Source organism: Streptomyces sp. NPDC002787 (assembly GCF_053592095.1).
Map to the genome: position 1 here is coordinate 26,994 of NZ_JBSFVC010000040.1, position 13,210 is coordinate 40,203.

General features: G+C 72.0%; 12 protein-coding genes and 1 pseudogene. 10 read left to right on the forward strand and 3 right to left on the reverse strand.

Going from position 1 to position 13,210, the window contains the following annotated elements; all coding sequences use genetic code 11:
- Positions 1-102 precede the first annotated feature (102 nt).
- The 8 genes from ACWD26_RS38210 (at position 103) to ACWD26_RS38245 (ending at position 6,796) form a co-directional block, all read left to right on the forward strand.
- A complete protein-coding gene (locus ACWD26_RS38210; RefSeq protein WP_451277340.1) occupies positions 103-663 on the forward strand; it encodes a hypothetical protein in 561 nt (186 codons plus the stop codon).
- 802 nt (positions 664-1,465) lie between these two features.
- Complete coding sequence (locus ACWD26_RS38215) at positions 1,466-2,620, forward strand: SchA/CurD-like domain-containing protein (protein WP_451277342.1); 1,155 nt, start codon at positions 1,466-1,468, stop codon at positions 2,618-2,620.
- An 82-nt stretch (positions 2,621-2,702) separates the two neighbouring features.
- Entirely contained in the window at positions 2,703-3,158 is a 456-nt protein-coding gene (locus ACWD26_RS38220) for a cupin domain-containing protein (protein ID WP_451277344.1), read from the forward strand.
- Complete coding sequence (locus ACWD26_RS38225; RefSeq protein ID WP_451277346.1) at positions 3,155-4,423, forward strand: beta-ketoacyl-[acyl-carrier-protein] synthase family protein; 1,269 nt, start codon at positions 3,155-3,157, stop codon at positions 4,421-4,423. Before ACWD26_RS38220 ends, ACWD26_RS38225 begins: the two co-directional genes overlap by 4 nt.
- Positions 4,420-5,670: a beta-ketoacyl synthase N-terminal-like domain-containing protein gene (locus ACWD26_RS38230; protein ID WP_451277348.1), complete on the forward strand. Its 1,251-nt coding sequence runs from the start codon at positions 4,420-4,422 to the stop codon at positions 5,668-5,670. Before ACWD26_RS38225 ends, ACWD26_RS38230 begins: the two co-directional genes overlap by 4 nt.
- A gap of 32 nt (positions 5,671-5,702) precedes the next feature.
- Positions 5,703-5,960, forward strand: a complete 258-nt coding sequence (locus ACWD26_RS38235) for an acyl carrier protein (protein ID WP_451277350.1) — start codon at positions 5,703-5,705, stop codon at positions 5,958-5,960.
- 1 nt (position 5,961) lies between these two features.
- On the forward strand, positions 5,962-6,444 hold the full coding sequence (locus ACWD26_RS38240; protein ID WP_451277352.1) for an SRPBCC family protein: 483 nt from the start codon (positions 5,962-5,964) through the stop codon (positions 6,442-6,444).
- Between the two features lie 19 nt (positions 6,445-6,463).
- On the forward strand, positions 6,464-6,796 hold the full coding sequence (locus ACWD26_RS38245) for a TcmI family type II polyketide cyclase (RefSeq protein WP_451277354.1): 333 nt from the start codon (positions 6,464-6,466) through the stop codon (positions 6,794-6,796).
- Positions 6,797-6,924: 128 nt separating this feature from the next.
- On the opposite strand, the gene ACWD26_RS38250 is transcribed toward ACWD26_RS38245, so the two are convergent.
- Positions 6,925-8,007, reverse strand: coding sequence for a methyltransferase (locus tag ACWD26_RS38250; RefSeq protein ID WP_451277356.1), 1,083 nt, complete (start codon positions 8,005-8,007; stop codon positions 6,925-6,927).
- Between the two features lie 44 nt (positions 8,008-8,051).
- Positions 8,052-9,116, reverse strand: a complete 1,065-nt coding sequence (locus ACWD26_RS38255; protein WP_451277358.1) for a right-handed parallel beta-helix repeat-containing protein — start codon at positions 9,114-9,116, stop codon at positions 8,052-8,054.
- A gap of 584 nt (positions 9,117-9,700) precedes the next feature.
- On the opposite strand from ACWD26_RS38255, the gene ACWD26_RS38260 reads away from it, so the two are divergent.
- Positions 9,701-10,111, forward strand: a complete 411-nt coding sequence (locus ACWD26_RS38260; RefSeq protein WP_451277360.1) for a DUF2637 domain-containing protein — start codon at positions 9,701-9,703, stop codon at positions 10,109-10,111.
- 1 nt (position 10,112) lies between these two features.
- Here ACWD26_RS38260 and ACWD26_RS38265 read toward each other — a convergent pair whose 3' ends face one another.
- Positions 10,113-12,599, reverse strand: coding sequence for a SpoIIE family protein phosphatase (locus tag ACWD26_RS38265; protein ID WP_451277362.1), 2,487 nt, complete (start codon positions 12,597-12,599; stop codon positions 10,113-10,115).
- A gap of 109 nt (positions 12,600-12,708) precedes the next feature.
- On the opposite strand from ACWD26_RS38265, the pseudogene ACWD26_RS38270 reads away from it, so the two are divergent.
- A pseudogene (locus ACWD26_RS38270) lies at positions 12,709-13,110 on the forward strand (SbtR family transcriptional regulator); the annotation flags it as partial.
- Positions 13,111-13,210: the final 100 nt, after the last annotated feature.

Consider the following 13,210-nt stretch of genomic DNA (forward strand, 5'->3'; position numbering starts at 1 on the left):
TGGTGGGCCGATGACGGCTGGCTGACGGTGGATCACGTCGAGGCCGGGTCAACCCAGCTGACGCAGTGCCAGCTGCCCGGCCGTCGGCGGAAGGAACGTCAGATGCGCATCGCTCGCATGCTGCTGGCCACCGCGGCGGCTTCGGCCGCCCTCGCCCTCGGCGCCCCCGGCGCCCACGCGGCCGGGGACGGCTGGGACGGCTCGGGCTCCTCCTACAGCGAGGAGCACGACAAGGGGCAGGACAAGGAGAAGGAGTACGGCAAGGACAAGGGCCACGACTCGCCGCGCGGTGGCATGCACACGGGTGGCGGCGCGCTGTCCTCGGTGACCGGGGGCGACGGCACCCACCCCGACCAGAACGCGCCGGCCGCCCACGGCGGCGAGCAGGGCAAGGACACCGGCGGCATGAAGCCGGACGAGAACTCCGGGACCGTGAAGCAGGACGAGGGCTCCTGGAACGGCAAGGAGGAGGGCGGCTCCTGGAGCGGTGAGCAGGGCGAGGAGTCCTGGGGCGGCAAGCACGAGAAGCCCAGCGGTGGCGTGCACACCGGCGGCGGCGGACTGGCCGCGCCGGCCGTGACCGCCGGTGGGCTGGCCGTCCTGGCGGTCGCCGGAACCGGCCTGTACGCGGCACGCCGCAAGTCAGCCGGAAGCCCGGCCTGACCATGCCGGCCGCGATAGCCCCACGGCCGCCACGCACGCACCGCGTGGCGGCCACACCGGGCAGTCCCACACGGACCCGGCCCACACACCGCACGGCGACCACAACGGGCAAACCCCACACGCCACACGGCGACCACAGCGGGTAAGCCCACACGGACCCCGCCCACACGCCACACGGCGACCACAGCGGGTAAGCCCACACGGACCGCGGCGGCCAGAGCGGGCAAGGCCCAGATGCCGCACGGGCAGCCACAGCGGGCAGTCCCGCAGGGAGCCCGCCCACACACCCCGCGGCGACCACAACGGGCAAACCCCACACGCCGCACGGCAACCACAGCAGGCAGTCCCACAAGGACCCCGCCGAACCCACGGGCACCCCAGGCCCGCCCGACAGTCGCACACGGCCCCCATGCCCCGGCACCCCCCAGCCCGCCCGGCAGCCCCCCACGCAGCCCACCGAGCGCGCCGGTTCCCCACACCCCGCCCCGCGGCCCGGTCACACCCCGCCCCGCGGCCCGTGCACAGCCCGCCCAACCCACCGGCACCCCACACCCCGCCCCGCAGTCCACCCGCAGCCCCGAACCCACCGCCCCCCGACACCCCGCCCCACACCCCCGCGCGCAACCCGCCCCACGCGTCGGTTCCGCCTTCCGAGTAGGGCGGTCACCCGCGCAGTGCATACGAGTCGCGCACCCGAGAGGGCGGGCTCAAGATCGAGGCACGCCGACGTCGCACGCCGACGTCCCACCCCGGGGCGACGTCCGTCCGCCTCTTCGCCCCCCACTAAGGAGATGTGCGCAGGATGACCACCACGTCCGAGCGTGTTTCGGAGCCGCTGCGGCAGATGTCGCAGCGGGTCTCCCAGTCCGTGTTCGACGGCTCCCGGCTCCGTGTCGTCCTGCTGGTGGACGTCTACGACGGTGCCCAGCAGCAGTTCCTGGAGGCGTACGAGCAGCTGTGCAACCAGGTCGCGTCCGTCCCCGGGCATGTCAGCGACCAGCTCTGCCAGTCCATCGAGAACCCCTCCCAGTGGCTGATCACCAGTGAGTGGGAGAGCGCCCCGCCCTTCCTCACCTGGGTGAACAGCGAGGAGCACGTCCGGATGGTGGAGCCGCTGCACAGCTGTGTCCGGGACACCAGGTCGCTGCGCTTCCACATCGTCCGCGAGACCGGCGGCCCGGCGGTGGACGCCCAGCCCGGCAAGCGCCGGCTCCAGGCCTCCCCGAGGATCGGTGACGGCCTGATCCGGCACGCGCTCACCTTCACGGTGAAGCCGGGCAGCGAGGAGACCGTCGCCAAGATCCTCTCCGGTTACGCCTCCCCGGAGCCCCGGGTCGACGACACGACCCGGTTGTGCCGCACCTCCCTGTTCATGCACGGCAACCGGGTGGTCCGGGCCATCGAGGTGCGGGGCGACCTGCTCGCCGCGCTGCGCCACGTGGCCCGGCAGCCCGAGGTGCGGGCCGTGGAGGAGGCCATCAACCCCTATCTGGAGCAGCACCGGGACCTTGACGACCCCGAGTCCGCTCGGGTCTTCTTCACCCGCGCGGCACTGCCCGCCGTCCACCATGTGACAGCCGGTCAGGAGAGCCCGGACGCCGTGCGGCACGCGCTGTACTACCCGGCCCGTGAGGGTCAGGGTCTGCGGCTGGCCGAGCTGCTCGCCCGCCAGGACGAGGCCGCGGCGGACGACCCGCGGGGGCCGGTGCTGCGCAGCACGATCTTCCAGCGCGACGACGTCGTGGTGCGGCTGGTCGACGTACGCGGCGGGATCGACACCGACCCGGGCCCCGTGCTCGGTCTCACCGACCGCGGCCGGGCGGCCGAGCTGACGGCGCTCCTCGACGGCCGGGCCCTCGGGGTGGACGGTGCGGCCCTGAAGGACGGCGCCCCGGCCCGCCTGCTCACGGTCGCCCGCATGGAACTCGTCACCGACCGCCGCGCGCCCGACGCCTGATCCACCGGCCCGGGGCCCCGCCGCCCACGCCCTCATGTCGATGCAGCCCACGTTCGACGCAGCTCATGTTCGGAGGAACGTCGTGATCAAACGCCATCCCGGAATCGTGGATGTCAGCGAGGTCGAGCCCAACACTCGGCGCGGTGGCGATCTGCGCGCCATGCTGACTCCCACCACCGTCGGCTCCACCAGCGGTTTCATGGGCGTGGCCATCGTGGCGCCCGGCGACCGCATCGCCGAGCACTACCACCCGTACTCCGAGGAGTTCATCTACGTCATCTGCGGACAGCTGGAGGTGGACCTGGACGGCGAGCCCCATGAGCTCCGGCCCGAACAGGGCCTCCTGATCCCCTCCCACATGCGCCACCGCTTCCGCAACGTCGGCAACGTGGAGGCCCGCATGGTCTTCCACCTCGGCCCGCTGGCCCCGAGCCCGCCGCTCGGCCACGTCGACACCGAGGACGCCGACGGCGTACCGATCCCGGTGGACCACGCGCACGGGGCCCGGCCGGCCGAGCGATCCCAGGTCCGCTCATGACCAGGCGTGTGGCGGTCACGGGCATAGGCATCGTCGCCCCGGGCGGCATCGGTGTCCCGGCCTTCTGGGACCTCTTGTCGAACGGTCGTACGGCGACGCGTGGCATCACGTTCTTCGACCCGGCCGGGCTGCGGTCGCGGATCGCCGCCGAGTGCGACTTCGACCCGGCGGCCCACGGCCTGGACGCGGAGCAGATCGCCCGCAACGACCGGTACATCCAGTTCGCGCTGGTCGCCGGTGAGGAGGCGGTACGGGACTCCGGCCTCGACCTCGCCGCGGAGAACCCGTGGCGGGTCGGGGTCTCCCTGGGCACGGCGGTCGGCGGCACCACCCGGCTGGAGCACGACTACGTCCTGGTCAGCGGCCGGGGGCAGCGCTGGGACGTGGACCACCGGGAGGCCGGGCCGTATCTGCACCGGGCGTTCGCGCCCAGCACCCTCGCCTCGACGGTGGCGGAACGCTTCGAGGCGCGCGGGCCGGTGCAGACCGTCTCCACCGGCTGCACCTCGGGCCTCGACGCGGTCGGGTACGCCTTCCACACGATCGAGGAGGGCAGAGCCGACATCTGCATAGCCGGTGCGTCGGACTCGCCGATCTCCCCGATCACCATGGCCTGCTTCGACGCGATCAAGGCCACGTCCCCGAACAACGACGACCCGGCCCACGCCTCGCGCCCCTTCGACGCGGACCGCAACGGGTTCGTCATGGGCGAGGGAGGCGCCGTACTCGTCCTGGAGGAGCTGGACCACGCCCTGGCACGTGGCGCGCATGTGTACTGCGAGATCGGCGGCTACGCCACCTTCGGCAACGCCTACCACATGACCGGTCTGACCACCGAGGGCCTGGAGATGGCCCGGGCCATCGAGGACGCCCTCGACCACGCCCGGGTCGACCGTACGGCCGTCGACTACGTCAACGCGCACGGGTCGGGCACCAAGCAGAACGACCGGCACGAGACGGCGGCCGTCAAACGGACGCTCGGCGCGCACGCCTACGACACGCCCATGAGTTCCATCAAATCCATGGTGGGCCACTCCCTGGGCGCGATCGGCGCGATCGAGGTCGTCGCCTGTGCGCTGGCCCTGGCCCACCAGGTCGTCCCGCCCACCGCGAACTACGAGACCCCGGACCCCGAGTGCGATCTGGACTACGTCCCGCGCGTCGCCCGCGAGCGGCGGCTGGACAACGTGCTCTCCGTGGGCAGCGGGTTCGGCGGCTTCCAGTCCGCGGTGATCCTGACCCTGCCGAGGGAGAAGAGACGATGAGCGAACGGCGTCCTCGGCGCGCGGCCGTCACCGGAATCGGCGTGGTCGCGCCCAACGGAAACAGCACCGAGACGTTCTGGAAGTCCACCAGGGAGGGCATCAGCGCCCTGGACCGGGTGACCCGCGAGGGCTGTGAGCACCTGCCGCTGCGGGTGGCCGGTGAGATCCGGGGCTTCGACCCGCCGTCGGCGGTCGAGGAGCGTTACCTCGTCCAGACGGACCGGTTCACGCACTTCGCGATGGCCGCGGCCGACCTCGCGCTCGACGACGCCGGGCTCGACCGGCCCGACACCGACGCCGCGCCGTTCTCCGTGGGCGTGGTCACCGCGGCCGGCTCCGGCGGCGGCGAGTTCGGGCAGCGGGAGCTGCAGCAGCTGTGGTCCAAGGGCAGCCGCTTCGTGGGGCCGTACCAGTCGATCGCCTGGTTCTACGCCGCGAGCACCGGCCAGATCTCCATCCGCCGGGGCTTCAAGGGCCCCTGCGGGGTGATCGCCTCGGACGAGGCCGGCGGCCTGGACGCCCTGGCGCACGCGGCGCGGGCGGCGCGGCGCGGCACCGACGTGATGGTGGCCGGCGCGACCGAGGCGCCGCTGGCCCCGTACTCGGTGGTCTGCCAGCTCGGGTACGAGGAGCTGAGCACCGTCGACGACCCGACGCGCGCCTACCGCCCGTTCACGGCCGCGGCCTGCGGGTTCGTGCCCGCCGAGGGCGGCGCCATGCTCGTCGTGGAGGCGGAGTCCTCGGCACGGGACCGGGGCGCGCCCGTGCGGGCCGTCCTGGCGGGACACGCGTCGACGTTCACGGGTGCCTCCCGCTGGGAGGAGTCCCGGGAAGGCCTGGCCGAGGCGATCCGGGGCGCGCTGCGCGAGGCGGGCTGCGCGCCCGAGGAGGTCGACGTGGTCTTCGCCGACGCCCTCGGCGTACCGGAGGCGGACCGCGCCGAGGCGCTGGCGATCGCCGACGCGCTCGGCCCGCACGGCACCAAGGTCCCGGTCACGGCGCCGAAGACCGCCATCGGCCGGGGTTACGGCGCCGCCCCGGTGCTGGACGTCGCCGCGGCGGTGCTCGCGATGGAGCACGGCGTGATCCCGCCCACCCCGAACGTCTTCGACGTCTGCCACGACCTCGACCTCGTCACCACCCGCGCCCGCGCGGCCGAACCGCGCACGGCGCTGGTCCTCAGCCGAGGACTCATGGGGTCGAACTCGGCGCTGGTGCTACGGCTCGGCACCGACGGCGCCTCATGACGAGGCGTCCCACACCACCAAGGAGAAACCGCATGAGTGACCGCATCACCGTGGAAGAGCTGTCCGAGCTCATGAAGAAGGCCGCCGGCGTCACCGTCGCCCCGGAGGAGCTCCAGCAGCGCTACGACTCGGGCTTCGACGCCCTCGGCATCGACTCGCTCGGTCTGCTCGGCATCGTCGGCGAGCTGGAGAACCGTTACGGCACGCCGATGCCGCCGGACGCGGAGAAGAGCAGGAGCCCCCGGCAGTTCCTCGAGCAGGTCAACAGCGCGCTGATGGCGGGAGCCTGACATGGCCGGACACACGCAGAACGAGATCACCATCGCCGCGCCGCTCGACCTGGTCTGGGACATGACCAACGACGTGGCGAACTGGCCCCGGCTGTTCAGCGAGTACGCCACCGCCGAGATCCTCTCCGAGGAGGGGAACAAGGTGACGTTCCGGCTGACCATGCACCCGGACGAGAACGGCAAGGTGTGGAGCTGGGTCTCGGAGCGGGAGACCGACCGCGACACGCTCAGCGTGCGCGCCCGCCGCGTCGAGACCGGGCCCTTCGCCCACATGAACATCCTGTGGGAGTACGAGAAGGTCCCCGGCGGCGGCACCCGGATGGTCTGGACGCAGGACTTCGCGATGAAGCCGGACGCACCGGTCGACGACGACTGGATGACGAACAACATCAACCGGAACTCCAAGGTCCAGATGGCCCTGATCCGGGACCGCATCGAGAAGGCCGCCGCCGAACAGGGTGCCGCGCCGGGCCTGGCCGACTGAACCGGACGGAGAACACCCCATGCACCAAACCCTGATCGTCGCCCGGATGGCCCCCGGCGCCGCCCCGGACATCGCCAGGATCTTCGAGGAGTCCGACCGGGGGGAGCTGCCGCACCTCATCGGGGTCTCCCGCCGCAGCCTCTTCCAGTTCGGCGAGGTGTACCTGCACCTCATCGAGTCCGAGCGCGACCCCGGACCCGCCATCGCCAAGGCGGCCAAGCACCCCGAGTTCCGGGACATCAGCGACCGGCTGACGGCCCATGTCAGCGCGTACGACCCCGCCACCTGGCGGTCCCCGAAGGACGCGATGGCGCAGCGCTTCTACCTCTGGGAGCGCGACCCGGCCGGCTGACCCCGGTCGACCGCACCGGCCGGCTGAACCCCGGTCGACCGCACCGACCGACCGCACCGACCGAAAGAACCGGCCGCCTGGTCCGCGATGACGCGGGCCCGGCGGCCGGTTCCGTGGTGGTCCGGCGCTCAGCCGGGCACGTGGCAGTCGAACGCGTGCAGATAGGCGTTGACCGGCCGTACGTCGTCGATGACCAGGCCCGCGGCGGTCAGCCGGGCGGCCATGCTCTCGGTGGTGTGCTTGGCCCCTCCGACGTTGAGGAGCAGCAGCAGGTCCATCGCGGTGCTGAACCGCATCGACGGCGTGTCGTCGACGAGGTTCTCGATGACCACGACCCGTGTTCCCGGACCGCCCGCCCCGACGACGTTGCGCAGGGTCCGGGCGGTGCTGTCGTCGTCCCACTCCAGGATGTTCTTGATGATGTACACATCGGCCCGGACCGGGACGGCGACCCGGCAGTCACCGGGCACGACGCTCATCCGGTCCGCGAGCGCACCGCCCGCCCGCAGCCGTGGGTCGGCGTTCTCCACCACCCGCGGCAGATCGAGCAGGGTGCCGTGCAACTCCGGATGCTTCTCCAGCAGGCTCGCCACCACATGCCCCTGACCACCGCCGATGTCGGCGACGGACGAGCTCCCCGACAGATCGAGGAACTCGGCCACGTCCCGCGCGGACTGCACGCTGGAGGTCGTCATGGCCCGGTTGAAGACGTCGGCCGACTCGGGGGCGTCCTCGTTGAGGTAGACGAAGAACTCCTTGCCGTACAACTCCTCGACGACGTTCCGGCCGGAGCGCACGGCCTCGTCCAGCTTCGGCCAGGCGTCCCAGGTCCACGGCTCGGTGCACCACAGGGTGATGGCGCGCAGGCTGTGCGGATCGTCCTCGCGCAGCAGCCGGGACATGTCGCTGTGGGCGAACGTCCCGTCCGGCCGCTCGGCGAAGACGCCGTAGCAGGACAGGGCCCGCAACAGCCGTCGTAGCGGCTTCGGTTCGGTCTTCACCGCCGCCGCGAGGTCCTCGGCGGCCAGCGGGGTGTCACCGAGCGCGTCGGCGACCCCCAGCCGGACGGCCGCGCGCAGTGCGGCGGCACAGGCCGCCCCGAACACCAGCTCCCTGAGCCGCATGGAGGGCGGCGGGGATGCCTGCTCTGTCGGCGAGGTCGGCGTGGTGCGCACGGGTTCCGCAGCCTGCGCGGTCCGCAGGGTCGTCATGTGCCGCCCTTCTTGTTCGAGTCGAGGAGCGGCACCTGGGCCGGTCAGCACAGGCCCGCGGGCTTGGACGACCCGCAGGTGTTGCCCTTGAAGGTGTTGCCCTTGCCGAGGGTGTCCGTGTTGACGAGGTCGGCCGGGACGTTGCCCCGCAGCACGTTGCCGGTGATCTGGTTCCGTTCGCTGGTGGCGCCCACGAAGCTCTTCCACACGACGATGCCGCCGGACAGCGGGGACTTGCCCGCGTTCTCCGTGATGCGGTTCCCCGTCACCAGGGTGTCCTCGGCGCCGGTCAGCACGATGCCGATGCCCTGCAGCGCGTCCAGCCGCGCGGTCTTCGGGCAGGACTTGTTGTTCCGCTCGACGACGTTGCCCCGGATGGTCAGGGCGCCCGCCCTCGGCTTGTTCTCGTCGCCGACGACGAAGAGGCCGGCGCAGTTGCCGGCGAGGTAGTTCTCCGCGACGGTGAGGTTCCGCAGCCGCCGGACGGTGAGGCCGACCCGGTTGCCCTCCAGGCGGTTGTGGACGACCACCGCCCCCTTGGTGTCCGTGGCGCCCTGGTCGGCCTTGATGTTGTTCGCGAGGAGCAGGCCCGCGTCGCCGTTGTTCCGGGCGGTGTTGTCGCGGAACACCCCGCGGACCGACTGCTCCTGCGCGATGCCCCAGACCCCGTTCTTCACGGCGGTCACGTTCCGCACGGTCAGCCGGTCGGTCGCCCGGGCGGAGACGCCGGACCCGGTGAAGCCGGTCACGGTCAGGTCGGCGACGGTGACGTTCTGGACCTTGCGGTTCGTGGCCCCGACCACGCAGATGCCGTTGCCGGCCTTCGCGCAGCTGTCGGCGGCCTGCTTCGCGGCCGGTGCGACGACGGTGGCCTGGCCCTGGCCGCGCAGGGTGAGCCCCTTCTTGTTGACGGTGACGCTCTCGCGGAACGTGCCGGAGGCGAGCAGGACGGTGTCCCCCGGTCGGGCGGCGTTCACCGCCCGCTGGATCGACTCTCCGGGGAAGACCACGTGGGTCCGGTGGTCGGCGACGGCCTGCGGGGCGGCCCCGAGCCCCACCCCGATGAACGCCGCGATGCTTGCCAGATGGGCAATACGGTATTTGGTCATATTGCGCACGATATGACCAGATGCTCCTGGAACCGGTCGGATAGACCATTCATCGGCGTGTCACACTCGCGCCTCGACGCGGCGGCGCCGGGCGGCAGCATCCCGAGCCGCCCCCGTGGCCTCACCCGGGAGCGACCGGGGGCACGAAAAGGTGAACGTCGAACCTTCAAGGTTTCATCAACCATCCAGCGCGGTTCGGATTCGCGATAATCTCCGCCGGTCGATATTCTCCCGAACTCCCGATATCAGGCATCCGCCCCAGCGCTCCGGTCGGAAAAGCGGATTTCGAATGGACAGGATTCAGAATGCGAACCGATTATGATTCGGTAGATCAGAACATGGACGGCATTCACCCGATTGACACACAGCACATCTGGCTCCCCGGACCGAGGACGTCGTCGGGCGGCTGGGATCCGGACGACGAACTGCTCCACCTGTCCCACCCGGCGCACGGTGTGGACCCCGCCACCCTGATGGAGGGCCTGGACGGTCATGGGCACGCGCGCCCCCCGGTCGACCGGCGCCGGCCGCGCCCGGGGGCTCATATCTTTTCAGGAAACCCGAGAATCGTCCCCGTCGCGATCTTGATCACGACGATCGCCGCGTGCGCGCTGACGATGCTGTACTGGTCCCTCTCCTATTCGTACAGCCAACTCCGCGATATCGCCCTGCTGGTGGTGTCGGAGAAATTGGCGAAATGGTGGCCGCTGACCGTGTACGGGCCGTGGCTGCTCGCAGGTCTGTCCATCGTGCGGGCATCCGTACAGGGCCGGACCGCCCGGCGGTCCTGGGCCGTGATGCTGCTCTCCTCCGGCACGGCTGTGGCGCTGTGCATCGGCCAGTCGCCGAGTTCTCTGCTGGCCATGGTGATCGTCGGAATTCCCCCGATCACCGCCCTGGTCTGCTTCCGGGAACTCGTCGGCCAGTTCTCGGCCGGGCGCGGCCCCCGGCACGCCGCCGACACCCTCAACGGGCCCAAACAGGGCAGACCCTGACTCATGTCCGTTCGGGTTCGACGGTCTGTTCCGTCCAGATCGTCTTGCCCGTGGGGGTCGGGCGGGTGCCCCAGCGCTGGGTCAGCTGGGCGACCAGCAGCAGACCGCGGCCGCCCTCGTCGTAGGTGCGGGCGCGGCGCATATGAGGTGCGGTGCTGCTGGCGTCCGAGACCTCGCAGATGAGGCTGCGGTCGTGGATGAGGCGCAGTTGCACGGGCGGCTCGGCGTGCCGGATGGCGTTGGTGACCAGTTCGCTGACGACCAGTTCGGTGACGAAGGCCGCGTCGGTCAGGCCCCACCGCTCCAGTTGGCACAGGGCGTTCTTGCGGGCCTCGGCCACGGCGGAGGGGTCGGGGGCGACGTCCCAGACGGCGACCCGGTCGCCGTCGAGCGCCCGGGGGCGGGCGACGAGCAGGGCGACGTCGTCGGTGGGCCGCTCGGGAAGCACGGACCGCAGCACCCTGTCGCACAGCGCGTCCAGGGAGGCGGCGGGAGTGGTGAGGGCCTGACGCAGCCGGGTGATGCCGTCGTCGATGTCGTCGTCCCGCGACTCGACCAGGCCGTTGGTGTAGAGGGCGAGCAGGCTGCCCTCCGGCAGGTCGGTCTCCAGCGCCTCGAAGGGCAGTCCGCCCAGCCCCAGCGGGGGCCCGGCCGGGAGGTCGAGCAGGTCGGCGGTGCCGTCCGGCCGCACCACGACGGGTAGGGGATGCCCGGCGCGGGCGAGTGTGCACCGGCGCGCGACGGGGTCGTACACGGCGTACAGACACGTCGCTCCGACATCCCCCGTGCTCGCCCCGCCCAGGGCCGTCGCTCCCCCGGCCGGCCCGGGCCCGCCGGCCGACCCCGCGCCCTCCGCCTCGGTGGCCAGGCGGGCCACGAGGTCGTCGAGGTGCGTGAGCAGTTCGTCGGGCGGCAGATCGATGTCGGCGAGGGTGCGTACGGCGGTCCGCAGCCGGCCCATGGTCGCGGAGGCGTGGACGCCGTGGCCCACGACGTCGCCCACGACCAGCGCCACCCTGGCCCCGGACAGCGGGATCACGTCGAACCAGTCCCCGCCCACCCCGGCCCGGGCGCCGGCCGGGAGGTAGCGGGAGGCGACCTCCACGGCGGCCTGCTCGGGCAGGCTCTGCGGCAGCAGGCTGCGCTGCAGGGTGACGGCCGTACCGCGTTCGCGTGTGTAGCGCAGGGCGTTGTCGACGCAGACCGCCGCCCGCGCCGCCAGTTCCTCGGCCAGGACGAGGTCGTCCCGCTGGAACGGGTAGGGGTGCCGGTGCCGGGCGAAGACGGCGACACCCAGCGTGGTTCCGCGCGCCGACAGGGGCACCGTCATCGCCGAGTGGAACCCGAACTCGCGGATCCGGGCGGTCCGGAGCGGGTCCTCGGCCACCCAGTCGGCGATCGCGGGCTCGGTCACCTGGTACAGCACGGCCTGCCCCGACCGCAGGCTCTCCACCGGCGGGGAGCCGTCCGGGTACTCGTCCACCTCGCCCGGCGCGACGACCGCCTCGGGCGTCCCCTCGTGCACGGACAGGTGGGCGATGCGCCGCAGGGCGAGGGCGCGGCCCGGCGCCGGCACCTCCGAGGGCGGCTCGTGCAGGTCGTCGAGGGACGCCAGCAGGTCGATGCTGATGAAGTCGGCGAGGTCCGGGACCGCCACGTCCGCCAGTTCCTGCGCCGTCCGCGTCACATCGAGGGTGCTGCCGATGCGCCGCCCGGCCTCGGCTATCAGCTGCAGGCGCTTGCGGGCCCAGTACTGCTCCGTCATGTCGTGCCCGGTGGAGGCCACGCCGAGGACGCGGCCGTCCTCGTCCTGAAGCCGGTAGAGGTGGACCGACCAGGCGTGCTCACGCGCCTCGCCGGGGGCCCGCGCGTGGTTCTCCAAGTACTGCGGCTCGCCGGTCTCCAGGGTCAGCCGCATCAGCCGCTCGACCTCCCCGATCGCGGGGTCGTCCAGCGCCTCCGCCATCCGCAGCCCGCGCAGGTCGTCGTCGGTCAGGCCCAGCGCGCCCGTGGAGCCCCGGTTGGACACGCGAAAACGCAGATCCGTGTCGTGCACCGAGGTCGCGCAGCACGGGGAGTCGAGGAAACCCCGCAGCGCGAGCGCGTGGTCGCCGGGGCGGGGCCCCGAATCCGGCGGCGCCGAGACCAGGAACCAGTCCCGGACGCCGGCGTACGACGTCCGGTGGTGCGCGAGGACCTTCACCTCCAGACGGCGGCCGTCCCGGTGCCGGAGGACGAGCGCGCCGTGCCACCTGGGCAGGTCGGCGAAGGACGGCAGGTCGCTCGCCGTGGGCTCCTCGGCGAGCAGCGAGACGGCCGGGCGGCCCAGGATCTGCGCCGGGGCGTACCCCAGCAGGTGTTCGGCGCCGGCGCTCCAGCCGGTCACCGTGCCCTGTTCGTCGACGGTGGCACGCGCACTGAACGCCCCACCGACGGCACCGGCCCCGCCGGGGCCCGCTCCCGGGCCGTCGCCGCTACGCCGCTCCATGGCCCCTCATCTCGCTCTCGCCGAGTTCTCCACCTCACCGAGGCCCTCGCCCTTGATATGTCCCTCTGCACCCTTTTCACACTATTTCGCGACCGACGCGTGAGCACTTCATGCGCCGACCCGCACGGAGGCGGCCGTGATCGTCAGCGGCGGCGCAGCGACTGCCGGCCCGGCCCTGCTCGCGGCGGGCCCCACGCCGTACGCCGCGCCGGGAAGCTGGATCGACCTCTTCGTCGACTTCCTCGTCACCAAGCACGGCCTCGCCACAGCGCTCCAGTCCGACGACTCCGGCTGCGAGGCCCTCCACACCTACTTCCTCGACCGGCTCCTCCCCGTCTGCACCCGACTGATGGAGGCCGCCGCCGATTCCGGCGAGATCCGGTCCGACCTGACGGCCTACGCCCTCATGCGCGGCGTCGGCAACCTGTGCATCGGCGCCGAGAACGACCCCCGGTACGACGCACGCCACCTGGTCAACGTCCTCGTCGCGGGCCTCAGCCGACCGCACTGACGGCTCACGGACGGTTGTAAGTACCCAAACAATCTGTCGCTTGACACGTGTCATGCCCTTGTCAGCGAAGCCGGGTTGGGGCAAGCATAGGGGCGCTCGT